This is a genomic window from Paenibacillus sp. J53TS2 (assembly GCF_018403305.1).
Classification (GTDB): Bacteria; Bacillota; Bacilli; order Paenibacillales; family Paenibacillaceae; genus Fontibacillus; species Fontibacillus rhizolycopersici.
On the sequence record NZ_BOSK01000002.1, the window covers coordinates 85,081 to 108,637 of the forward strand.

Genomic DNA, 23,557 nt, shown 5'->3' on the forward strand with positions numbered 1-23,557 from the left:
ATTAAGCCTCCTTGCCTTGGCTGTTATGGGCGATCCCTATATAGCGATTACCTTCACTCATTTGGCCATGATCTGTGTATATTTGGCTAATAATTTGGCACTTATCAGGAGTTACCTTAAATTTTTTTGTAAAAAAATCAAAAACGACTTCAGACTTTTCATATACACATAATATCTCAAAAAGTTGATAAAACGCTTCATTGTTTCTCTCGTTATAAATTAATGATCTACAAAAGCTATCAACTGCAGAACTCATAAAATTCATCATAATAAAGCAATTTCCCTTAAGTTGATAAATTCTACTGGCATAATCTTGATCAAATAAAATATTCACATTTTGTAAACATTCATCAATAATTTGTTGGGCAGTCTGAACATCCCCATACTCGAAATATGTCAGTGAAAGATAATAATTAATTTTAAGAGAATACTTATTATTGTTCCTAATGCTATTTAGGGCATTAATTCCATCAACCATCTGACCGTTCGAAATTATTTCTAATGCAACCCCCAAAGCTCTTCCCTCAATATCAATTTCATGGAGTTTATTAAAAATCGCACCAGCGATAATTTGTCCACCTTTTTGATTTGGATGGATACCGTCACTAATCAATATTTCGTTTGCATCTTGTGCAGCATACAAAGAATACATATCCAAAACAAAAACGTCTGATATTTTCTTAATCTCCTCTAACAATTGATTATATTTAATAGTACGTTCTAAACTTCCTAAATGCTTTTGGTATTGGTCTTCACTAACTCTGGGAATATTGCAAAGTATTATGTTTTTTACTTGACGATACGGAGACGATATGCACCATTCGATGAATGTAATAATATTCTTATAAAACTCATCTTCAGTAATCCAAGGATTCTTGCCGTTCAACTCTGGGTATATTGCTTGATGCTCGGGCTTTCTCTCCCAACAATCTACTAGACCAAGTTGAATAATAATGATATCTGGTTCATATAGTGATACTAGGCGTGGAGCTTCTCTTATTAGAAACATCGTATTGTTAGCATGCTGTGAAAAATTCAATAAAGTAGGCTTTGTATGAAAATCACTTTCCTCAATCAAAACTCTAAGAAATTCAGGATATGTATCCTGGTATCGCGTTTCTAAAATAGAAGTGTTTTCATAAAACCGAGGCAATGAAAAACTATCTCCAAAAATTAAGATCCTCTCCATATTCCTTAACTCGCCTCTTTATTCTAGGATAATTAATATATCGGCCAAAGTCGAAGGAATCTAAAGCAAGCATTCCATGTATGTTTTTTCCTTATTCCATATTCACTTTTTTCCGATATACTAAATAAGCAGCATGAGTTTGTGGAGGAGGTAAATTGTGCCTTTTTTGTCGTTATGTATGATTGTTAAAAATGAAGAGAACGTCATTGCACGCTGTCTTGAAAGTGTCAAAGGTCTAGCAGATGAAATTATTATTATAGACACCGGGTCAATAGATCGTACTAAAGAGATTGCTCGCTCGTTTACTGACCATATTTTCGATTTTCAATGGATCAATGATTTTTCGGCTGCTAGGAATGAGGCTTTGAAGAAAGCCACTGGTAAATGGATCCTCATCCTTGATGCAGATGAGTATATTGTGCCGGAGGAGCACCCCATTATTTTAGAAGAACTTCGCAACCATGAAAGCTCTGATCCTCTAGGGTTCATCATGCCTATCTACAACTTTACCGGTAAGGGAACTTCTACAGAGAATCTAATAGAGTCATTTGCTATTCGTTTGTTTTCGAATCACCCGCAAGTTGCATTTCACAATCCAATTCATGAACAAATCAAGTGGACTCAGGGTGAATTGTTTGTAGAGAGAATGGAATGCAAGATTTACCACACCGGCTATACAAATGAAACCGTCATAAGTAAGAATAAGCGTGAACGTAATTTAGCTATATTTGAGGAAATGAAGAAGAACAAGAAACTTGATGAATATGACTATTTTACTCTTGGTAATGAATATGACGCTTTGGGTGATAAAAAGAAGGCACTATATTATTACAGACGTGCAGACTCGAAACGAGCCCAATCAAGATCCTTTATTTTACATTGTAAGTACAAAATAATCACTTTACTGGCTCAAAGTGGAAACATAAAAGAGGCCTTAGACATACTAGAAGATAGTATTCATCGTTGGCCAAACTGTGTGGATTTCATTTATTTAAAGGGAAGTTACTATCATTATTTAGGTTATTATAATCATGCCGTAGCTTTGTACAAACAGGGATTAGATATCGCACAGAAGTTGTCCGAATTAAAGCAAAACTACTGGGTGATTTCACCAAACTGTAGTATTTTGTGTTATACAGGGCTAAAAGAAATATATCTTAGGACGCTGGATCATTCGAATGCGGTAAAAATTCTAATTAAACTAATTGAGTTGCGGAATAATGAACTAATCCATTTACAACAATTGATTAACATATTACTTATAACTGATGAACTCCCTTCTATATACGGTTTGATAAAAAAATTGTACGCAAACGAAAATCCCTCAAAAGGTTCCATCCGCTTACTACAAGCAAGTTTGCTAATTGGGAATCCACAATTGTCAAATTTATTTTATGAAGAATGCATTGCTAAAGGAGTCATTATTCCTTCAAATTACCATATGCACTATGCTTTGGTTTCAAATCAGAAAGAGGCCTTCGTTGAATACTTGTCCAAGGGCGATCAAATCTCTGACCCCGGGTATCATAATCGTCTTATTGGGGTTGCTTATTGTTTATGGGAGGATGAGTCATTTCTAAACCATTTGATTGAAACAGAAGATAATCAATACGATATCAAAGACTTGTATTTACTAATAAAAAACACAGGAGATAGTAGTTCAAATTCGATCAATATTGACTTCATCGTTCAAATCTTAATTGATCTATTTAAATCCGGGTATTATGAGGAATATGATAAATTAATCAAAAATTTCTCATCGCACTATAATACCTTGGCCAACCAGCTAGGTAACTACTTCTTCTACTGTCACCAATTTCAATTGGCATTTGATTACTATTCGGCATTGTTACAACAGAATCAACTTGAATTCCTGGGCTATATGAATATAGGATTTTACTATTTATCCATAAGTAATGATATCGAAGCTATGCAGTATTTCAGTGAGGCGATTGACAATTCACCCTATAACCATGAGTTGTACCCTCTGGTCATTTCCATGCAAAACCCGAAAGTCAAAGCCGAAATGATTGAACAGTACTACCGCCGTTTCCCTCAATTTAGAAACATAAAGATATAAAGAGAAGCAGCTCGTAGCTGCTTCTCTTTATTTTAGTTACGACTATCAAAAAAATAGCCTTCAGGCTGTCGGAAATAACCAGAGTACACATTTTTGGAAAGTGCCCCTGCACGGATTTTATCTATTTGTTCTTCCGCAAAAAGGCGTTTCTGTAGTATTTTTTGTTGGAGTTCCTTCTCATACTCGTAACACTCTATAAATAATTGTTGGATTTGATCAACGTTTCGATAATTAGAAATCAACCCATTGAGCATCTCTCTTAAGGATACTTGTTCTTCTTGCAATTTGATAATCACCTGAAAGCTCGCTTCATCATCAAGATCTATTTGACATAATTCAATCGAAATATCCCTCATACGATGCAGTTTCGATAACATATCTTCATCCATCATGAGTGTACCTTCGCAGAGGTTGTAGCCATTCCTTTCATTGCCTGAACCCATGTATCTCTTAATTCCACCATCAGATCAATACATTCCTCAATATAATCATTTGATAGTTTCGTATTAGCCAGGAACAATCGTTCCTTCATATAGTTATAAAGAGCCTGTAGTTGTTTGGAAATGTCATAACTATGATTTAAAGTGATCAACAATTCATCAAGAATATCTATAGTCTTCTTGATATTCGCATTTTTGGATTCGTAATCTTTATTTTCGATAGCAAGTTTGGCCTGCTTCATGAACTTGATACTTCCATTAAATAGCATAGTTGTCAATTCCCAAGGAGCGGCCGTTTGCACTTGCATTCGCAAATACGTTTCTTGTGCCTGTTGACCCATCAAGGCTATTACCTCTTTTCATCAATAAATATTCCGGATAATTCTTGTAGCTTTACAACCAGATCTAAAAACTTTTCAGGAGGAATTTCACGAAGAACCTCATTTGTTTCTTGATTGATCACTTTAACCATAATTTCGCCTGACTTTTCGTGTACACTATATTCTAATTTGGTATCGATTCCTTGAAGTGCCTTATTAACTTTCTCAAGAGCTCGTTGAAAAGCAGCATCAGGAATAGTTAACTCCCAGGCCTTTTTGTGCAACAAATCCGTACTAGAAATTGCCTCTTTTGTCCGTACATTATCCAAATTGCTGGTGTTACTCTCTAAGGTGGTAAATGCTCTACTATTGGATATTGACGGACTAACTCTATTATCCATCAAGTTCCCTTCTTTCAACCCATATTTTGCATCAACCAATTTAGTTGAGAGTTATTACTGGCAACAGCAGAATCCATCGCAGCAAACATCTTATAATAGTATTCTTCACGACTTGAAATTCTATCATTGAGGGTCTCGATTTTTTTATTCATATCATTAATTCGTAAGCCTAATGTTGTCGTTACACTATCTGAAGGGGTTCCAGCCCCCCCAGCTTTATCAACCAATTGAGTCATACTATCGTTTACTCTTTTACTTAATTTATTGGCGATGCCTTCCGGATAATTTGAGAATAGACCAACTACGCTCCCCGCATCCTCGGATATGGCTTTTTTCAAGGCCTCTTCATCAATCATTAATTTCCCGGAGTCATTAGGAGAGTTTGAGTTATAGGGCATAGTTGAGATACCAACTTTAAATAGCGCATTATACTCTGATGGAAGTGATGAAACCGTATCGTTAATAATATCTCGCATTCCTCTTAATGCCGTGTTTAATATATCGTCATTTCCTAACAGCCCGCTCTTAGCTTTACTCTCCCAATTGGTAATGTCGGCCTCTTTCATATCGGTCTTTTGGTCGTCTGTCAGCGGCTCAAAGTTGCGATACTTTTTCTCTTTGACCCTTTGATTCAGCAACTCAATGGTTGAATTGTATTGCTCCACAAAATCTTTGATCTGTTTTACCATTCCTTCATTATCGCCAGAAATTTGAATGGTTGAGGTCGTATTCTCTTGTTTGAATGTATAAGTGATCCCGTTAGCCGTAAAGGTGTTCTTAGATGGTTTAACTGTTGTTCCATCAATAATGACTTCAGCATCTTGCCCCGTTGCAGCGGTGGAAGTAATGCCTATCTTCGCAAACAAGTCACCGGGGACGGGTCCTGTATCCGTTGTTTTTGAATCAGAAATACTTAAGGTTACCGCTGAACCGGTTTCTTTAGTAACAACTGAAATTTGTTTCTTTAGCTCATCATAAGCCATCTTCACCCCGCTCGATGAAGAGTTGACCCGATTCATAATATCCGTCAATGTATCATTCGCACTATAAGCAATCGGGGTTTCCACACCTGCAATTGTTAAGGTTCCTTCCACTCCTAATGGAGTTTTAGGATCAAAAGAACTAGCCAGAGCATTACCTGTAATCGTTGCTCCCTTAGCTAACTGTTTTACTTCTACGGAATGACTCCCAACAGGCACACCAGCTGCCGAAGTAGCCGTCACTGCATACTCATTACTGGAAGTTGCCTTATAGTCCTTCCAATCCGCAGTTAATTTAATTTTATCGAGAGCGTTTTTTAATGTACTCATTTTTGTATTGATCTCCCGATATAGATCACTAGCCCAGGTTATCTTTGTCTTTTTCTGTTTAAGAGTATCAAGCGGCATTCTTTCAGCCTTCATCAAATCCGTTACCAACTTATCAATATCGAGTCCTGAGCCCATACCAGTTATTCTTATTGGCATCGTTTCGCCTCCCCAAATCAAACCTTATATCATATTTATCGATATTTTACTCGTTTATTTAAAGATCTACTGTAAAAAACCTAGTCTCTCTATTGCAGGTGCAAACGAATAATTAGCTCCTGTCGTGTAGCATGTCTTTGCCTCCACTACTCGACCCGTCAATTCATAGAACAATCCTAAATTGTAAGCCGCTTTATAAGAGCCTACACCACTTACCGAAGTAAATTTTGTTGTTTCCCCTATTTCCAATGCTTGAAGAAATGACTGTTCAATAGCTGGTAGATCACCCAAATCCATAGCTAGGAGACCTCTTAAGAAAGGGATATCCGGAAAATCAGGATAATCAAACTGATACTCCTTGAGAAGTTCGTTTGCTTCGATTGGCCGCCCCAACTCCTTCCATATATAACCCAGCATTACAATCATCACAGGAAAATAAAGTCGGTCGCGCTCCTGTTGTTCATAGCTTCTTATCAGAAATTCCTCGGCATCCTCATATCTCTTTACGGAATAATACAGTTTTCCTGCTTGGTAAAGCATATAACCATCATTTGGGGATTGTTCTAGATGTTTTCGATATAACTCAATATATCGCTCAAACTTGTTTTTTTCTTGGTACTCCTCTTCCCCATAGCCAAAATGTTGCAAGACTAATGGCATAGGTAAATATGGAGCCGGTTTATCCTCGACATACAGTAGCTCATGAACAATTCCTTTGAAATAAAACTTTCGGTTATTAGGAAAGAAACGAACCATACGATGTCGCATCACTTCATTACCGATTTGATTCTCGATAAGTACGGCTCCAGGAATATCAAAATGATCTGAGATAAATTGTTGAATGATCATATCAGCTCCAGGCACTAAGTGCTCGTCCGCATCAATCATTAAAATATAATCTCCACTAGCGTAAGAGCAAGCTTTATTTCGAGCAATTGCGAAATCGTCGCACCACATAAAATCAAAGATCTGGGCACCAAAACTCCGAGCTATTTCTTTAGTTCTATCGACAGATCCAGTATCCAGTATAACAATCTCATAACCGCTCGGAATACAACTTAAGGTGTCTGCAATTTTTGTTTCCTCATCTCTGACAATTATACAAACACTAATACGCATGGATAACTCCTTCTTCTTAAAAACAGAAGCCCATTACGATGTAATGGGCTTCTATAATGATTTCGGAAAAAATTAACGAAGCAATTGAAGAACACCTTGAGGTGCTTGGTTTGCTTGGGCAAGCATAGACGTAGAAGCTTGTTGAAGAATGTTCAACTTGGTGTAGTTCATCATTTCTTTAGCCATATCGGTGTCACGGATACGGGACTCAGCAGATTGCAGGTTCTCCGTAGTAGCGCCCAAGTTGTTGAACGTATGTTCCATTTGGTTTTGAACGGCACCAAATGCGGAACGGGCAGTGTTTACTTTACCGATAGCCGTATCAATCAAGCCCATGGCGCCAGCTGCGGCTGCATCAGTACCTACGGCAAGAGTAGCCAACTTAATATCGGCCAATGTTACAGTAATCGTGTCTCCGGAGTTGTCACCCATTTGAATATTTTTAGAAGCTACGGCGCCATTCAACAAAGTAATACCGTTAAAAGTTGTCTTATTAGCAACGTTGTCGATTGCAGTTCCCAATGCTTTGTACTCATCATTGATTGCTGCAGTATCCGAAGCATTGTATGTTCCGTTAGCTGCCTTAACAGCCAATTCTTTCATACGGGACAACATATCGGATACTTCATTCATTGCGCCTTCAGCCGTTTGTACCATCGAAATACCATCTTGTACGTTTGACTGAGCTTGGCTCAATGCACGGATTTGCGTGCGCATTTTCTCGGAAATCGAGAGGCCAGCAGCGTCGTCAGCTGCACGGTTTACTTTGTAACCGGAAGACAATTTCTCACTAGATTTGCCTTGAGCAATGTTGCTGGATTGCAGGTTGCGATGAGCGTTCATCGCGTTAAGATTGTGGTTGATAATCATTGATATTTTCCTCCCTGAAATATATAATTTTCCACTTCCGTGTGGAATTGTGGTGCACCCACATATATTATATCGGCAGTATTTTTAGTTTTTTAATACAAATCACAAAATAATCCTGTCGTTTTTTTACTTTTTCATCATTTTTTTTAGCATATCCAGGTTTGCCTGCGAGACAATAGCCGCCCTATTGCTATCTCGAATGGATTCGATCACTTCTTTACGATACACCAGAACGTCTGCAGGTGCATTTATTCCTATTTTTACTTGATCACCATCAATAGCAGTAATAATTATTTCTATATCATCATTGATAATAATTGACTGACCTTTTTTGCGAGTTAGTATCAACATAAACAAGGACCACCACCTTCCTTCAAGTGTTTATTAGCTAATAGGCGCTTTCGTAATATACTCGTATGTTGGTGGTAATACCAACTGAATTCCCTTCATATTTTTTATGTTAACTACGATAGGAGCTACTAAATTCATGGTAGACTCCTCAAACTTCTCACCAATCGTTAAGATTCCAAGCACTAAAGCATCTTCAGAGTTTTCCAAATTAATCCGTTCTTTATCAATATCCGATATTTCAAATTGATATGTTTCAAAAAGGCTGAAGGGTGTCGCTACAATAAAACCAATAAAATCATCTTCGTCAGATTGAAGGAGTGCAAACATTGGGTTTTCTTCAAAAGGAAATATTGTAAACTCATTCAGATATTCAAATCCTAGAAGCGAGCCGTTCATCGATATTTTTTGTCCATGAATCACACTTAAGTCCATATATGTTCCTCCTAATAATAAGCAAGGCTACGAACTTCGAGTCCATAGCCTGTTAACAAAGTATTTCAACGTATAAAATCAATTAGTGTAGGAGTAATAATCTTAGCACCTGCAGCTAATGAGGCTTGATATATATTAGATGACACACTTGCCTTTATTGTTAAATCAGCAATATCGGCATCTTCTGTCTTAGTTTGTAGCTCTGTAAGGCTATATTCCTCATTGTAAAGTCTACTTTCCATTAGTTCGACGCGATTCGTTCTAGCACCTGTTTCTGCATGAACCGCTAACATTTTATTTGTTCTTGAGTCGATATTGCTAAGTTCCTTTGCGATATCATCAAAATTGCTGCTGCTAGTACCGCTCATAGCCGTAGTTAATCGATCTATTATACTAAATACGTTATCTTGCTCTCCGTTATTTCCGAAAAACTCATTCCCCGTTGTGTTAATTTGGAATAAAATTCCTTGTCCAACAGCATACTCCACACTACCAGGATCAGTCACTACTGAAGCTGGATCAATAGAATTATATGGCTTTATGTCATAGGTTTGCCCATTAAAAATATATTTCCCGTTTATTTGAGAATTCCCAATATCGGATAATTGGACCTTAAGTTGTTGAATTTCGGCCGAGATACTATCCAATGCATTCTGGGGATTTGTACCACTACTTGCCTTTACTGTTAGTTCCTTCAACCTTTCCATAATGCTTTCCGCCTGTGACATCGAAGTATCTGTCATATCCAGCCAACTTAATGCTGTATCCACATTTTTTTGGTACTGGTCGTTCGCCGATAACTCGGAACGATAGCGGAGCGCGTAGGTTACGCCGACGGGATCGTCGGAAGGTTTATTGATTTTACGTCCGGTGGACAGCTGATTTTGCTGTTCGGACATTTTGTTTAGGTTGCGATTCAGGTTGCGAAGCACCTGGTTGCTCATCATATTGGATGTGACGCGTAAAGCCATTGATTCAACCTCCTTAGCTTGCGAAACATGTTAGGCTTGAATACTATCAAAAATCATTTATATCATTTAACGTCCTACCACACCGGTGCCGTTAATCAGCTTGTTCAACACTTCGTCGAAGGTTGTCATGAAGCGCGCGGCTGCGGAGTAGGCGTGCTGGAACATCATCATGTTCGACATTTCCTCGTCGAGGGAGACGCCGCTGACCGATTGGCGTTTGGCGTTCACCTGGTCGGTTAGGATCAGCGCGTTGTCGGCTTGTCGTTTGGCTTCATTCGCTTGTACACCGACTTGTCCAACGATGGCCTTGAAGTAGTCGTCAATCGTGGATGTTGCCGTTTGGCCACCGCCGAAGGTGAACTTCACGTCCTTGAGATCGGCCATGATCAACGCTAGACCGTTGTTCCCTTTGACCACCGTTTCCGTGGTGCCGGAACCAGTGGTTCTCAGCGAGGTTGCAATCAAGCTGGGATCGTCCAAAATCGCCTGACTCATGGTGATATTGCCGGCCGTGATCGCTGTTCCGCCGTCTTTGGCTGCAAAGAAATCGCCACCAGGGACAGGAGCTCCATCATTCGCGCTGTAACCGAGCTTGTGCAGTGCGTTAATGCCTTTAATGGTCACGGTCAGGTCATCAGCCAGTGTACGGGTAGGTCCCGAGAAGGTTTGCGTACCGATGACCGTACCTTCCGGTAAAATCGCCCCAGCCGGAATGGTTACGGTAATATCCCCGTTGACCAACGTATTCGCAAATTGATCAAGCTGGCTCTGATAATCCTGAACATAGGTGTCGCGGGAATAGATCATCCCATAAATCTCGCCGTTGTTTAGTGTTCCCGCAGCATAGGCATTCTGCAAAAAGTCAGCCGTGATTGGCGTCGGGTTCTCACCCGCAACCAATACTTGTCCGCCCATAGTAATCTGATAGCCTTCCGGAAGCTCAGTCACCTCGACATTGACCAAGTTGGACAGTTGATCCGTCAGCAAATCCCGTTGGTCCCGAAGGTCGTTAGCTTTATCGCCCAAGCTTTCGATCCGGGTGATCTGCCGGTTCAAGTCACCGATCGAAGAGAGGATCGAGTTCATATCAGACGCGTTCACTGCGACGTTGTTCGTCAAGTCGGAATTCAAATCGCTAAGCTGTTTGCTGGTATGGTTCAATGCATCCGTCAGAGCGAGGGTCGTTTCCTTGACGATTTTCCGGTTCGTGATGTTCTCAGGGTCCTTACTCAAGTCGGACCATGCTTTCCAGAAATTATTTACGAGTGCGCTGATTCCAGTATCGGAAGGCTCGTTAATAATCGTTTGCAGCTTATCGAGCGTGTCGTATTGGATATTCCAAGCGCCAAGCGATTTATTTTCATTGCGGAATTGCTCGTCCAAGAACTGTTCCCGGATCCGTTCAACCGAAACGACTTCCACCCCGGTACCCAATTGCCCCGGATTTACAGAACGGTTGATTCCGTAAGCTTCCAAAGGACGGGCCGCGCTCATTTTCACCGTTTGTCGGGAATAACCGTCCGTGTTGGCGTTCGCGATATTATGGCCGGTTGTATTTAGAGCCATCGTCTGTGTAAACAAGCTTCGCTTCGCGGTTTCGAGCGAATGGAATGTCGATGTCATAAGTTCCTCCTTGTCGGCTTACTGCTAAGCCCGAGCATCAAAAAAGCCCGGCCCCTTGGAGCCTGTCGGTTTATCTGTCGGCGGTTTGTAGGTTGCCTCCTGCATCGGCGAAGCCCCTAACAAATCCATCGAATAATTGACGAATGCGAGCGATTGCTCAATCAACTTCTGATTCAAATCGTTAATGAATTTTAACTCATTCAGCGTCTTGGATAACGCTTTTTGCGTATGCAATAGAGCTTTCTTCTCCTCGGGATCAAACACAAGCCGAGCCAGCTCTGTAATGGTCAAGTTAAGCGCCGACTTAATCCCCTTTTCCTGCAAAAAAACTTGGCAGGCAGCAACCCGTTCTTCCTCCAAAGCGGCAATCCGCTTCATCACCCGGGACTCCTGATTCATGATTTGAATCAAGGACTCGATGTCGTCCTTCATGATGGCTTCCTTCTTGGCCTGTCCCGACGCTAACATGGTTTGATGGACATCAACCAGTTGATTCAACGCATCAATCAGTCGTTTTATAGCCATAGCCGCCTCCTATTACTCGTTCAGAAAAGACTTGAAGTACGGAGCAAGCTTGTCAGCGATTTTGCCGGCTTCCACGTGATAAGTACCCGAGGAGACTTGCGTCTTCAAATCCTCGATCCGCTGAGCCCGCTCAGGATTAAATCCAACCTCCTGCGCCTTCAGCAGTTCCTTGGCTTCCGCCGAAATGGATACTTCATCCTTACGGCGAGCTTTGCTGCCTGTATCTTTATGTTGAGATTCAACCTGGCGTTGATAGTTATTGATGGCTCCAACCCGTCCGGTTTCATTAATTTTCATGGGTTCCACCTTCCTTCCAAATAGAAAAAGCCGATAATCTTTACTAAGTTTATCGGCGGCTTTGAAATCATTTTTAATAGCGAAGCATTGGATGTTTGAGAATATTATGCCAAAGAATCACGGTTTTAGTCATTTGGGACTACGGAATTTGTCGACGGCGCTATAAGCACCGCTACCGGTTCTATCGTCGGGACCCGACTTCTTCCCGGATTCATCCTTAGCAGCGGCCGCAAGATCACGGGTTAACCGGTTACGGCAGGAATCGCACATATTCCCGTCCCGAATCAGCACGCCGCACACCTCGCAGGGGTACATCATATTCGGGTTGTTGGCAACCGAAATACGCCCCTCCTTGATGAACTTGGTGATTTGTCGGATGGAAACTCCCGTACCGTCGGAGACGTCTTGAATCGTAGCCAGCTTCTCCTCACGCAAAAACTTCAAGCACTTCTCGTACTCATCTTCGATTTCTTTTATGCAAGAAGGACAAATGTCTCTGAAATTGTTGGCAAACAATCTTCCGCAACGTGGACAATTCGCAAGATTCAACCCCATGCTCTTACGTCCTTTCTCTAAATCATCATTTGATGCTAGATTACCTTATTTGAGGGGGATTCGTCTATATCTTTGTCAACAGAATTGCAGAAATTTGTAAGAAATTAGGTTAAGATCGGGCCCAAGTCAAACAATAAATTTCGGCGCGTCGCCCGATTCGCTCGCAGATCTCATGCAGTATCCGGGAGCAGGCCTCCAGCGTACTCCCTGTCGTATATACGTCATCTACCAGCAACAGACGTACCGGTTCGGGTGAAGAATCGGGCAAAATTCGGGCAAAAGGATCCGGCTTCACAGCTTGAGGAAGCCAGGTTACCGACCAAGCGGAGGGGTTACTCCGATTCCGTTTCACGGCATCTACTGCTGCTAACAACTTGTCCGCTGCCTGGGCTGTAGGCTGGAACACATCATGCAGATCGTGCAGGCGTTCCCAGCGGGTTTTGAAGCTTTGCTTTTCGGTATGCCGGGAACGTTCCAGCAGGTTCAACAGGGGAATTTGTCCTGCGGACGCAGCCCCATAGGCCAACCGGGCGGCTTGATTAAACCCCCGTTCCTGCATACGGTCGCTGCTGACCGGGACGGCGGTTACGGCATGGAAACGAAAGGGAGTTCCGTTGTTGCCATGCCCGTTGCCACTATAGCCGGCTTCATCTAGTTCTTTGATCATCCGCCGGTAAGCCATTCCTGTCATTCGTGCCAGGACAGCACCGTACGCCTCATTGCCGCGGTATTTGTATTGCGCAAGCCACTCGCGCATGGCCGGACTGTAGGCGACAGCGCTCCGATTCATCACAAAACTGCGGGGAGCTTGACCCGAACGGGTACAGTCCGGGCAGCCCACTTGTCGGCCGCAGATCCGGCAGCGAGGGCTTTTGATCCACGGAATCGAGATATAGCAGGACAAGCAAATTTCCGGGTAGCCCCGCACGCGGTCGGAAATCGTCTTGCCACAGGCCAAACAGGGAATTGCGGGTGGCGCCAGCAATTGATGTAGCGGGGATAGTAAGCGGGTCCAGGTAAAGCCTTTCCCCTCATAGAAGCTGTAAATACTCGAGGACAAGGAATTTGATAAGAAATCATCCGCAGAATGGACGCCATTCGCCGTTTGTCCCCTTTTTTTTGCTGAAACAGACCTCCCGCCCTGTAGCGCTCGATTCGGGATGTACCTATTCTCGGCAAACGCATCACCATCCACTTGACCCGGGAAAAACCTGCCGCTGGACAGTACATAGGGACTTTGCTGGGGAATCCGGGAAATCTTTGCCCGATCCCAATTACGGCCTCTCGTCCGTGGCCCGCGATTCGCAACACTCAGGGATGACTTCATCATATTATTGACCCTCCTTTACCTTTAAAAACCCGTTTTTATAAGCAGCGGCGTTCATCATCCGAATTTGCCGAATGGCGCCTCGCTGCGATTTGGTCCAAGCCGGGGCAGCAAATACGACTTTCCCATTCGGATCGTCCTTGGAACGACCGGCCCTTCCGGCCATTTGCACCAAAGAAGCTTCATCGAACAGGTCGCTGTCCGCGTCTACTATGTATACATCGCTTTTGGGCACGGTCACGCCGCGCTCCAGAATCGTCGTAGTAATCAACATTCGAATCCTTCCTTCTCGGAAAGCCAACACTTTCTCGTTCCGGTCCGGATCCGTGGAGGATGTTCCCTCAATACGGATACCGGGAAAATAGGAACGTAGGAGCTGGGAGAAACCCGGTATCTGGCGGATCCGTGTCACAAAGATAAAAATCTGTGCCCCGCGCTGTTCCGAATGCCGGAGAGGGCGCAACAGTGCGGGGGGTAGAGAATGACGCCGCAGGCAAAGCTCGATGTTTGCCGCTATGATCCGTTCCGGGACCGGAAGCGGACTGCCGTGATACCGCGCCGGAACTTTGGCGTGCGGCAGACGACCGGCTCGGATCTCCTTTTGCAAGCGTACGGGAGGCGTTGCAGAGAGGAAAATAAAACGGCCTTTCGGTTTGCAGGCGGCCTCTGCTGCGAAGCCAAGCATCGGATCATTATGGTACGGAAACGCATCCAACTCATCGATCACGACCAGATCAAACGCATGATAGAACCGCAACAACTGATGGGTTGTGGCTAGGATCAACCGGGCATCCTCCCAGCGCTGCGGGCTCCCGCCATACAGGACGACCAGGGGCTCATCGGGAAAAGCCTTTGCCACCCGCGGCGCCAGCTCCAACACAACGTCGCGCCGTGGCGTGGCGACCAAGACCCGCCCCCCTCGGTCCAGTGCATAGCGCAACAGGGGAAAGATCATCTCGGTTTTGCCGGCGCCGGTGACGGCCCAGAGTAGGAAGCGAGGCGGGTGGGAAACCATAGGGTGCGAGCGTCGCAGAACTGGGACAAGGGCGGGTCTATTGCGGGCCCCGCCAGGTAAAGGAGCTTCCTGCGCTTGCGCCAGGAAGCGCAGCGCCTGCCCCGCCGCGCTGCGCTGGGCGGGGCTCAGCCCCCACCGGTCCAGCAGGGACCCGGTGGGGGCCAGGCCCGCGGCCGTGCCGCCTCCCGCCCCCGGCGGCGGCACGGCCCCCGCGCTGCTGCCGCGCAGCAGCAGCGCGCAGGAGCGGCTGCGCCCGAGCGCGAGGCACGCCTCGCAGTAGGCGCAGCCGCGCGAGCCGCACGACCCGCATGGCGTGCGGCGATGCACTTCGCTGCCGCAGCGCCGGCAGCGTGGGGCCCGGGCCCGGCGCCAGCGCGGGCCCGCATCACGGCGGCGGGCGGAGGCCACGCCCGCCGTGAGCTGCACGCGCCCCTGCAGGTGCGCGTGCTGGACGGCGGAACGCCAGGCCGGTGCGAAGCCCGGCAGGCGTTCCGCCAGCAGCTGCTGGAGCTCCGCTTCCAGCAGCGAGCGGCCCTCCAGCGCAGCCGCAAGGCGCTGCGCGGCTTCCACTAGGGGCGTGGCTTCGCCCCACGCCCCCGCTCCGCCCCACATGCTAGTTTCGCCTGCTTCAACCTCGCTCGTTTTTCCAACCTTGTCTGCAGGAAGCTTCCCTACCAACATGGGTCCCGAAATGTTTCGCTCCATCTTAAACGCCCCCTTCTCCGTGAACTCCCATCCTAATTCCGTCACCCGGCCTTCCTTCCACAACCAACCCCGACGCTCGCCTAACAAGGAACTTCTCTTCAGCAACTCCCCCAGATCTCTTGATTTCTCTGAACTCATCAACCTCGCCTCGATCCGCAACTCCTCCTGCAGCTCTCTTACCAACATTTGATCCCATTGCCGATCGGACCAACGATCCATCTCGTCCAACAACTTGAAGTGATCCCTCACCTCAACAGCCCACCCCAGCGGCATTCCGTCGGATAACAAATACATAGATTCGGAATTCCTATCCATCCACCAAGACAAATCAACCTTCAGATCCAAGCTTACTCGTAGCTCCCATCCTGACTTGGATCTTACCGCATACAAACTCCCCCTCACATTACCACTCTCCTCCTAAAATCTAGCAGTATTATCCATATTTCAACAATTATCAGATAATTCCTCTTTTTCTGATATTTGTTTTTTGGAATTCTTATTTCGCCCCTTTTCTTCGACTTGATTCCCCAAAATCCTCACACTTGATGTCGCATCTTGTCTTTTAAAACGCCTCAATAACGACCTCCATCACGCCTGCTTCGGAGTTACCCAACGTAACGGAACTGAGAGACCTTATCCGCACATTTCCCGGCTATTTTCCAGGCTAACGGAACCTACAGACCCTATTCGGCCATAGAGCATGCAAATCTCCCAAGTTCTGCTCAAATAAGGTCTCCTCGTTCCGTTACAATTTGAATACTCGCAATCCTAGGCAAATAACGTCCCTGAGTTCCGTTAGAGCTGCCAACACACGCGAACTTGAAGAGAACAACAACTCCGATGGATACTGATCCCCCCTACTCCTCAGCTTCAATCCCATCAGCTCACTCCCACCTTTCTCCCCTACCACTTCTTTCACTCTCTCATTACTCACTTGCCCTCAACCGCAACGTAAGCTTCCTCTCGCTCACTCCCTCCTTCCCCTCATACACCGGCTTCTTCCACTCTCTAATTACTCTCTGCCCCTCAACCGCAATCATCAGTAACCTCTCGTTGACCCCCCTCAACCTTCCCCCTCACTCTCACTTTCCTCTCGCAAACCAACTTCTCGCACGATCCCATTACTCCACGCCATCACCTTCCATCCGCCCCCTCTCTACCACCTTGTTCTCGAAAAAGCACTCCCCCCTCTTAGCTCTCCGCTACTCCATCACTACGAACCCATTACTCCTCCTCCACTAGTCAGCCAGCTTTACCTTTCCCATGTCCTCTTTCCATCTCCTCCGTTTCCCCCCAGAATGCAAAAAAGCACACTCCCCGGCTTATCGCCATCAAGAGTGTGCTTCACACTTTACACTGCGCATTGCTATGCGCCAGCCTAGTCATATGCGGTTGTCCTTCCTGTATCCACTGCCGGTCATCAGCTCCGGAACCCTTCGCCCCGGAAAGGGTGTTACACATGGACATATGGTATTTTGTCCGCCTCCCGCGGGATGCGAAGATCGATGCAGACAGGCGTCTCTTCGTTCAACAAAGCCGCATGCGCTTCCACATCCTCTTGCCGCACCACCGCCAAGCCGATCACGGTCAGCTCCATCTCGCCTTGCGATTCGAGCTTCCGCATGATCGCCAGCGTGTCATCCTGCGAGCTCTCGTCGAGCACTGTTACCCTCAGAGGTAAACCGCGCAACCGTGCATACCAGGAGAGTGCCCGCAAGTACCATTCCATTTGATTCTCATGATTGCTCGTGACGAGAATATAATGAATTGCTTGATCCTTCCGTTTCCCTTGCAGATACAGACTGTGCAGCACATGCACCAGCGCTGCGGCCATCCCGTAACTGAGCAGGATCCAACCTACATAAGGAACCACCGTACCCACCTCCTATTAGAGGTAGTTCAAAAAGTCATCTTCGGATCACGATGCAGCTCCATGAAGGTCATTCGGCTTCGAATCTCGAATTCACCCGGGACTTCCGTTGCTCACGTACACAAAACGTACGCTCCGCTACTCATTCCCTAGCTTCATCCAACCTTCTCGGTGCTCCAAACCTGTCTTTTTGAACCCTCATCTCAAACGAGGTAGTTCAAAAAGTCATCTTCGGATCACGTAGTAGCTCCATGAAGGAGACTCGACTTCGAATCTTGAATTCATCCGGGACTTCCGTTGCTCACGTAGGTTTCCCTACGCTCCGCTACTCACTCCCTAGCTTCATCCAACCTTCTCGGTGCTCCAAACCTGTCTTTTTGAACCCTCATCTCAAACGAGGTAGTTCAAAAAGTCATCTTCGGATCACGATGCAGCTCCATGAAGGCGATTCAGCTTCGAATCTTGAATTCACCCGGGACTTCCGTTGCTCACGTAGGTCTCCCTACGCTCCGCTACTCACTCCCTAGCTTCATCCAACCTTCTCGATGCTCCAAACCTGTCTTTTTGAACCCTCATCTCAAACGAGGTAGTTCAAAAAGTCATCTTCGGATCACGATGCAGCTCCATGAAGGTCATTCGGCTTCGAATCTTGAATTCACCCGGGACTTCCGTTGCTCACGTAGGTTTCCCTACGCTCCGCTACTCACTCCCTAGCTTCATCCAACCTTCTCGATGCTCCAAACCTGTCTTTTTGAACCCTCCCTTATAGCGACAATATATGCCGCCGCACAAAGGTCGGTTACTGGGCTCCTACGGAAGGAACCGCATGGTAAGGCGCATCGGCGCGAGGGCCGGGGTTCCGCCAACTATGTATTTGGCTGGTGCCGAATTCCGGGTAGGGCGTTTCATGCGCCAACGAGGCACCCGCCTCACTTTTCAAGATCATGAATAATATGGTAACCTCGGGCAGCAAAAGCCCTCTGATCCTGATCCCGCGAAGCACTCCGGACACGGCCGCGGGACGGTAAGCACAATATAATGAAGCTACTTTCTTACAGGGTGACCCAGCCAAACTTAATCGCATTAATAACCGCTTGGGTGCGATCGTCCACGTCCATTTTTTGCAAAATGCTGCTGACATGGTTCTTAACCGTCTTCTCACTTATGAACAAATGCTCGCCGATCATCTTGTTGCTGCGGCCTTCCGCCATCAAACGAAGCACCTCAGCTTCCCGACGGGTCAGCGGATTGTCGTCGCCGGCTACGAATTTCACGCCCGCTTCACGGATCGCGGTATCTTCCGCAATCGCTCCGGTCTCGCTCAGGTATTCCATCCGGCGAAGTTGTTGAATCAATTTGCCCGTCACCTTCGGATGAATGAACGCATTGCCCTCCGCTACCGTCCGAATCGCATTAATCAGGGATTCCGCCTCCATGTCCTTCAGCAGGTAACCCGTAGCGCCTTTGCGCAGCGTTTCAAACACGTAACTCTCATCATCATGGATCGATAAAATAATGACCTTCACATCGGGCAGCGCCTCGCGCAGCTCGGCTGTAGCATCCACGCCGTTGAGCAGGGGCATGTTAATATCCATCAGAACGATTTCCGGATGAAGCTGCAAGCAGCTCTCCAGCACCTGGGTGCCGTCCCCGCATTCGCCAACGACCTCGATATCTTCCTCCATATTCAAAATCCGCTTCAGACCCTCACGAAATAACTGATGATCATCTGCCAAGAGAACTTTAATCACTTGTCTGGTTCCGCTAGTAAGACTATCCATCCTGGTACTCCTTTCTCTTATCTGAGTTGGTTGGGATATGAATGATGATCTTCGTGCCCAAGTTGGCGGCCGATTCAATTTCCATCCGACCTTCGAGCAGTTCCACTCTCTCCCGCATGCCGATTAATCCAAAGTGCGTATGCTCTTTCGTCTTCTGTTCCAATTGCTCCACCTTGAAGCCCAGCCCGTTGTCCGTCACCACGATGCGGATCATTTGCGCCTGGTACGTAATTTCGACGCCAACATAGGTCGGAAAAGCATGCTTCGCCGCATTCGTTAACGCTTCTTGGACCAGCCGAAAAACCGCCGCCTCCATTGGAGAGGACATCCGGTGCTCCTTGCCCCGGGTTTCGAAGGTTGCCCTAATTTTCGTCTTTTCTTCATAGTCATGCACATACTTGCGCAGCGTCGGTATCAATCCGAGATCATCCAAAGCCATTGGTCGCAGGTTAAAAATCACCTTACGCATCTCTTCCAGACTCGAGCGAACTTGCGCTTTCAAATCTACTATTTCGTCCTGCACTAGCTTAAATTCCTGCTTAGCAAGCATTCTTTCTACAATTTCCGTCCTAAGCACTAGATTCGCCAGAAGCTGGGCAGGACCGTCATGAATCTCCCGGGAAATGCGCTTTCGCTCTTCTTCCTGGGCCAAAATAATCTTCAATCCGATCAACTGACGATTCTTCGCCGATTCCAAAATCCGGGTCACTTGTCCTAGTTCGCCAGAAAAATACTCCAGCACGACGCTCATCTGCGAACTGATCGTTTCGGCACGCTCCACCGATTTCTCCACATTGCGCGCTCGCTTCTGCAGCTCGTCGCGGCGGGCCTTCAGATACATCTCCTTCTCGCGGTAGATGAGCAGGTCTAGCTGGAGTTGGGTTGCCTTTTCATAGGCTTGCTTGATGTCCTCTTCATTGTAACGCACGAAGTCCCGGCTGACTTCCGTCAGCCGGATGCGAGATTTCCGGTAGTTTACCTCGAGCTGGTCGACCTTCTCTACCGTTTCCGCTGTTTCCTTCATGACATTCTGCAGCTCGTTGCTCAGCGTTTTGAGCTCATTACGGGCCGAATCAAGTATCTCAAGGATCTGCAGCTTACTGCTTTCTAACACATTTACGGCATTATGAATAACGCGATCTATGGCATCCGCTTGAAAATCCACGCAATCCTTCTCCGTTCCTTAGTCCGAATAGTCCCAGACTAATCATATCATGATTCGAGGGTAATGGATTTGGTTTTCTTCTCCCAATTTACGCCAATTCCAAGCTGTTCAGAGACCAAACGTAATGGGACCAAAGTCCTTCCGTTAACGATAATCGGAGAAACCTCAGCTTTGGAAGACACCCCATTAAGCAAAAATGCCTTCTGTCCGACGGTCAACTCCAGAATCGTGGCTCCGCGAGTCACGGTGATTTTCTTGGCCGCGCCGTTCCAAGCCGCGCTCCCGCCAAACACATCCAGCACGTACTTGATCGGCACGTACGTCGTGTTGTCTTTGAGCAGCGGTGCAACCTCTAGATCTTGCTTCTTCCCGTTCACCGTCATCGACTTCTGACCAAGAACCATCACGGCTGTTGCGCTCGGGAAGTCGGAGTTGCCGCCGCCGACCGCAGGAGCCGTGAACCGTACGTTGTCAAAAGATACACTTCCCGTCAGCGCACGTTCATCCTGCCCTTCCTCCACGTTGACGACATACAGCCGCTTCAACTTGGCCGGGAACTTGATGTTGCTTGCCGTCAGATCGGCGGTGAGCGTCTTCCAACCGGTGAAGTCCATCGGACGAGCCAAGTCGATGTAAACCGGCTTGCCATCGGCATCGGACAACTCCGCCCGTACCCAGTTCAGGCTGGCATCTCCCAACACGTCGACCGTCAGAGTAGTCGCGTTGTCCGGTATCGCTTTGCCGCTTGTGCCGTTGATTTGTGCGTAAGCAAACTTACTGCCGCTGCCGCCCATCAGGTCGTAATCGAGCTTCAGCACTTTGGAATTCGCGCGCTCACCATCCCCTTGCACAATGGATACCGTTCCCGTTGCTTCAGCCGGCAGACCGGTGAAGGAGATTGGGTAAGCGATGTTTTCGAAGCTTTCCCAGATCGTTTCCGTCGAAGCCGACAGAACGACCGGAGTTCCGGTAAAGCCGTCATAGGATGGCGTCGCATACGCAAACTTCGCGCCATTGTTGACGGACTGCACGGTCAACACGCCGCCTTGCACGCTCGCTTTCATCCCGCTGAACGTCCACTTGACCGACTCCGCCGGAACATCCACGGTGCGTCCGTCTTTTAGCTTCGCGTTCACGGCCACCGTGACACTGGTTCCCGCTTGCAGCGGCGCGAACGTCGTTCCCGCCGTTAGGCTCTCCAGATCGGTTCCCCCCAGCACCTTCACGTCCATGCTCGTTTTCGCTTGACCGCTGGAGGCCGTGATTTTGGTAGTCCCTGCCTTCACGCCTTTAAAGCCGCCCTCGGTCCAAACCAAATTCCCGTTGCTGGCTTGCCAGGAGGCTTGAAGGCCGCTCGTATCGATCGGGTTGTAGTACGTATCGTATCCCTTCAAAGCGTAAGGTACGGTTTGGCCGATGAACAGCGTCGAAGCGCCGCTGACTTTGAGGCCGAGCAGCGTACCCTGCGGGGCGTTCGTAAATACGCCAAGTCCGTTGGCGACCGCGCGTTGCCCCGCCGATCCGTTCGACGTCGTAAACGTCAGCTGCGCCGACGTTTCCGCTAACGGACGCGTGACCATTGTCGTGGAGCCGCCGCCGTCCAGGTTCATCCCTTTCCAGACGCCGATCCCCGTCATGAAACCTTGCAACTCCTTTAGAGTGAGGCCGGTACTGTTGCTGTTTTTTTCGGCGGTAATGATATAAGCGGTCTTCCCGTCCTTGGAATAACCCACCGCCGTCCGTGCGACGGCGCTGCCGCCGCTAATCGACGTAATCGAACGGGTAAACGCCGATGCCTGACCTTGGTCGACCAGCAGGGTGTGTCCGCCGATCATCATTTTCAAGTCTGCCGGATTCACCGTTTGCCCGTCCGTTAAGGAGCGCAGCTCATAGGTCGCATCAACGCGCTGACCCACCTGCAGGTGCGTAGCCACATAATCGGCCGCCGTACCATGCGCACGCAAAATAAACCCATCCGCCGGCACCGGTCCCGGAATGGCCGCTTTGATGGAGATCTGCGTAACCACGCCGCCTTGCACCAGAACCTCGGTTGGCGTTGTCGCACTGGCAGCCGGACGTTCCTCCGCTTTCCACGCGCTGGTATAAATGAACATGTTATTGACGTGGCTGTAGGCTTTGTCCGGTTCTGTCATATAGGATTCCTGGTTGATCCCGGTGAGCGGGAACGTCGAGCCGTCCTCGGCGAACACCGTGCCGTTAAAGCCAAAACGATCAATCAGCGGGGTCCCGTCATTCCGCACGGCAAAAGCATACATCCCCTGCAGCTGCGCCGGGCTGGTGACCACGGTTCCTTTCGTGACGGCCGCCCCCATCGGGACGCCCTGGCCGGCGGTCGCAAAGAAATCGCCGTTGACACCCGCGACGGCGCCCGTCTCCTTGGCCATGCCTTCCACGCTTTGTCTTGTCGTTACTTGTCCCCCTTTGCCGGTCATCACGTCCAATTGAACGTAAGGGTTCGTCAAATCCACCTCAATCACGTCGGCGAGCACTTTCACTGGCTTGCCCGACCGAGTCACCGTGTACTCGTATTTCACGAGCTTGGCTCCGGACGTGATCATCTCTTCCCCAAGCTTAACGGTTTGGCTTGCCGCCGCTTCTGCGGTTAAAGCCGGACCTGCAATCGGCCCAACGCCAATCACAGGCTGAATCCATATCAAACCCGCCAGCGTGACGAGGGCGATTCTTTTGCCGCTCTTTGCCACCAGGTGGGCCAATTTCGAGTTTTGACGCACGACCACATTCACATCGGTATCGACTTGGTGTCTTCCGGTTTCCTCTCTTCTGACTACCATTTTGTTAGACAACTCTCCCATCTTTAAATGCCTCTTTAACGTGCTTCTATTATTAGTAACCTCTTATTAATAGACTACTTTTAGCCGGAAAAGTTACGAAAAATAGCAATTTTGTTGAAGGAATGTATCCATTCGTTGAATTTCGGAAGATCTTCGTTGTGGATAATGTGGAATCTGGGGATAAAGGCTGTGGAAAACAGGGATAACTTTTTTCGTTTCTCTCAATCGGAGACGTCATGCAT

The 23,557-nt window shown here is 47.1% G+C and carries 21 protein-coding genes; 1 reads left to right on the forward strand and 20 read right to left on the reverse strand.

Features of this window, described 5'->3' with window-relative positions; all coding sequences use genetic code 11:
* Position 1: 1 nt before the first annotated feature.
* Positions 2 to 1,189 (reverse strand): SGNH/GDSL hydrolase family protein, encoded by a 1,188-nt coding sequence (locus KJS42_RS05000; protein WP_213622178.1) that lies wholly within the window; start codon positions 1,187 to 1,189, stop codon positions 2 to 4.
* Positions 1,190 to 1,346: 157 nt separating this feature from the next.
* Between KJS42_RS05000 and KJS42_RS05005 the strand changes: the two genes are divergently transcribed.
* Positions 1,347 to 3,269, forward strand: a complete 1,923-nt coding sequence (locus KJS42_RS05005; protein ID WP_213622179.1) for a glycosyltransferase family 2 protein — start codon at positions 1,347 to 1,349, stop codon at positions 3,267 to 3,269.
* Between the two features lie 32 nt (positions 3,270 to 3,301).
* Here KJS42_RS05005 and KJS42_RS05010 read toward each other — a convergent pair whose 3' ends face one another.
* From KJS42_RS05010 to KJS42_RS05100, 19 genes are all read right to left on the reverse strand, one after another.
* The gene (locus KJS42_RS05010; protein WP_213622180.1) at positions 3,302 to 3,661 is read right to left on the reverse strand and encodes a hypothetical protein; all 360 of its coding nucleotides are present in this window, start codon (positions 3,659 to 3,661) and stop codon (positions 3,302 to 3,304) included.
* A complete protein-coding gene (fliS, locus tag KJS42_RS05015; RefSeq protein WP_213622181.1) occupies positions 3,658 to 4,050 on the reverse strand; it encodes a flagellar export chaperone FliS in 393 nt (130 codons plus the stop codon). The genes KJS42_RS05010 and fliS overlap by 4 nt, the downstream gene beginning before the upstream one ends.
* Before the next feature lie 8 nt (positions 4,051 to 4,058).
* Positions 4,059 to 4,430, reverse strand: a complete 372-nt coding sequence (locus tag KJS42_RS05020) for a flagellar protein FlaG (RefSeq protein ID WP_213622182.1) — start codon at positions 4,428 to 4,430, stop codon at positions 4,059 to 4,061.
* Between the two features lie 14 nt (positions 4,431 to 4,444).
* Complete coding sequence (fliD, locus tag KJS42_RS05025; RefSeq protein ID WP_213622183.1) at positions 4,445 to 5,896, reverse strand: flagellar filament capping protein FliD; 1,452 nt, start codon at positions 5,894 to 5,896, stop codon at positions 4,445 to 4,447.
* 66 nt (positions 5,897 to 5,962) lie between these two features.
* Positions 5,963 to 7,015: a tetratricopeptide repeat-containing glycosyltransferase family 2 protein gene (locus KJS42_RS05030; RefSeq protein ID WP_213622184.1), complete on the reverse strand. Its 1,053-nt coding sequence runs from the start codon at positions 7,013 to 7,015 to the stop codon at positions 5,963 to 5,965.
* 72 nt (positions 7,016 to 7,087) lie between these two features.
* The gene (locus KJS42_RS05035) at positions 7,088 to 7,885 is read right to left on the reverse strand and encodes a flagellin N-terminal helical domain-containing protein (protein ID WP_213622185.1); all 798 of its coding nucleotides are present in this window, start codon (positions 7,883 to 7,885) and stop codon (positions 7,088 to 7,090) included.
* Positions 7,886 to 8,011: 126 nt separating this feature from the next.
* On the reverse strand, positions 8,012 to 8,236 hold the full coding sequence (gene csrA / locus KJS42_RS05040) for a carbon storage regulator CsrA (RefSeq protein ID WP_213622519.1): 225 nt from the start codon (positions 8,234 to 8,236) through the stop codon (positions 8,012 to 8,014).
* 33 nt (positions 8,237 to 8,269) lie between these two features.
* Positions 8,270 to 8,668, reverse strand: coding sequence for a flagellar assembly protein FliW (gene fliW, locus KJS42_RS05045; RefSeq protein ID WP_213622186.1), 399 nt, complete (start codon positions 8,666 to 8,668; stop codon positions 8,270 to 8,272).
* Positions 8,669 to 8,733: 65 nt separating this feature from the next.
* A complete protein-coding gene (gene flgL, locus KJS42_RS05050; protein WP_213622187.1) occupies positions 8,734 to 9,639 on the reverse strand; it encodes a flagellar hook-associated protein FlgL in 906 nt (301 codons plus the stop codon).
* Positions 9,640 to 9,705: 66 nt separating this feature from the next.
* Positions 9,706 to 11,262 carry a flagellar hook-associated protein FlgK gene (flgK, locus tag KJS42_RS05055; protein WP_213622188.1) on the reverse strand — a complete coding sequence of 519 codons (1,557 nt, stop codon included), beginning with the start codon at positions 11,260 to 11,262 and terminating at the stop codon, positions 9,706 to 9,708.
* A 24-nt stretch (positions 11,263 to 11,286) separates the two neighbouring features.
* The gene (locus KJS42_RS05060; protein ID WP_213622189.1) at positions 11,287 to 11,787 is read right to left on the reverse strand and encodes a flagellar protein FlgN; all 501 of its coding nucleotides are present in this window, start codon (positions 11,785 to 11,787) and stop codon (positions 11,287 to 11,289) included.
* A gap of 12 nt (positions 11,788 to 11,799) precedes the next feature.
* Positions 11,800 to 12,084, reverse strand: coding sequence for a flagellar biosynthesis anti-sigma factor FlgM (gene flgM / locus KJS42_RS05065; protein WP_193418026.1), 285 nt, complete (start codon positions 12,082 to 12,084; stop codon positions 11,800 to 11,802).
* Positions 12,085 to 12,213: 129 nt separating this feature from the next.
* Positions 12,214 to 12,633, reverse strand: coding sequence for a TIGR03826 family flagellar region protein (locus KJS42_RS05070; protein WP_155608238.1), 420 nt, complete (start codon positions 12,631 to 12,633; stop codon positions 12,214 to 12,216).
* 115 nt (positions 12,634 to 12,748) lie between these two features.
* On the reverse strand, positions 12,749 to 13,969 hold the full coding sequence (locus tag KJS42_RS05075; protein ID WP_213622190.1) for a ComFC family protein: 1,221 nt from the start codon (positions 13,967 to 13,969) through the stop codon (positions 12,749 to 12,751).
* A 1-nt stretch (position 13,970) separates the two neighbouring features.
* A complete protein-coding gene (locus KJS42_RS05080; RefSeq protein WP_244868386.1) occupies positions 13,971 to 15,980 on the reverse strand; it encodes an ATP-dependent helicase ComFA in 2,010 nt (669 codons plus the stop codon).
* A gap of 1,159 nt (positions 15,981 to 17,139) precedes the next feature.
* A complete protein-coding gene (locus KJS42_RS05085) occupies positions 17,140 to 17,559 on the reverse strand; it encodes a hypothetical protein (RefSeq protein ID WP_213622192.1) in 420 nt (139 codons plus the stop codon).
* Positions 17,560 to 18,608: 1,049 nt separating this feature from the next.
* Entirely contained in the window at positions 18,609 to 19,337 is a 729-nt protein-coding gene (locus KJS42_RS05090; protein WP_059041692.1) for a response regulator, read from the reverse strand.
* Positions 19,330 to 20,502, reverse strand: coding sequence for a sensor histidine kinase (locus KJS42_RS05095; protein ID WP_193417134.1), 1,173 nt, complete (start codon positions 20,500 to 20,502; stop codon positions 19,330 to 19,332). Before KJS42_RS05095 ends, KJS42_RS05090 begins: the two co-directional genes overlap by 8 nt.
* A 47-nt stretch (positions 20,503 to 20,549) precedes the next feature.
* Positions 20,550 to 23,336 (reverse strand): stalk domain-containing protein, encoded by a 2,787-nt coding sequence (locus KJS42_RS05100; protein WP_244868387.1) that lies wholly within the window; start codon positions 23,334 to 23,336, stop codon positions 20,550 to 20,552.
* Positions 23,337 to 23,557: the final 221 nt, after the last annotated feature.

Coding starts and splice junctions, on each gene's coding strand:
- KJS42_RS05100 (WP_244868387.1), bottom strand. CDS start 23,336: ATGGGAGAGTTGTCTAACAAAATGGTAGTCAGAAGAGAGGAAACCGGA.
- flgK (WP_213622188.1), bottom strand. CDS start 11,262: ATGACATCGACATTCCATTCGCTCGAAACCGCGAAGCGAAGCTTGTTT.
- flgL (WP_213622187.1), bottom strand. CDS start 9,639: ATGGCTTTACGCGTCACATCCAATATGATGAGCAACCAGGTGCTTCGC.
- fliD (WP_213622183.1), bottom strand. CDS start 5,896: ATGCCAATAAGAATAACTGGTATGGGCTCAGGACTCGATATTGATAAG.
- csrA (WP_213622519.1), bottom strand. CDS start 8,236: ATGTTGATACTAACTCGCAAAAAAGGTCAGTCAATTATTATCAATGAT.
- KJS42_RS05060 (WP_213622189.1), bottom strand. CDS start 11,787: ATGGCTATAAAACGACTGATTGATGCGTTGAATCAACTGGTTGATGTC.
- flgM (WP_193418026.1), bottom strand. CDS start 12,084: ATGAAAATTAATGAAACCGGACGGGTTGGAGCCATCAATAACTATCAA.
- KJS42_RS05035 (WP_213622185.1), bottom strand. CDS start 7,885: ATGATTATCAACCACAATCTTAACGCGATGAACGCTCATCGCAACCTG.
- fliW (WP_213622186.1), bottom strand. CDS start 8,668: ATGGACTTAAGTGTGATTCATGGACAAAAAATATCGATGAACGGCTCG.
- KJS42_RS05000 (WP_213622178.1), bottom strand. CDS start 1,189: ATGGAGAGGATCTTAATTTTTGGAGATAGTTTTTCATTGCCTCGGTTT.
- KJS42_RS05075 (WP_213622190.1), bottom strand. CDS start 13,969: ATGATGAAGTCATCCCTGAGTGTTGCGAATCGCGGGCCACGGACGAGA.
- KJS42_RS05080 (WP_244868386.1), bottom strand. CDS start 15,980: ATGTATTTGTTATCCGACGGAATGCCGCTGGGGTGGGCTGTTGAGGTG.
- KJS42_RS05030 (WP_213622184.1), bottom strand. CDS start 7,015: ATGCGTATTAGTGTTTGTATAATTGTCAGAGATGAGGAAACAAAAATT.
- KJS42_RS05090 (WP_059041692.1), bottom strand. CDS start 19,337: ATGGATAGTCTTACTAGCGGAACCAGACAAGTGATTAAAGTTCTCTTG.
- KJS42_RS05020 (WP_213622182.1), bottom strand. CDS start 4,430: ATGGATAATAGAGTTAGTCCGTCAATATCCAATAGTAGAGCATTTACC.
- fliS (WP_213622181.1), bottom strand. CDS start 4,050: ATGGGTCAACAGGCACAAGAAACGTATTTGCGAATGCAAGTGCAAACG.
- KJS42_RS05010 (WP_213622180.1), bottom strand. CDS start 3,661: ATGATGGATGAAGATATGTTATCGAAACTGCATCGTATGAGGGATATT.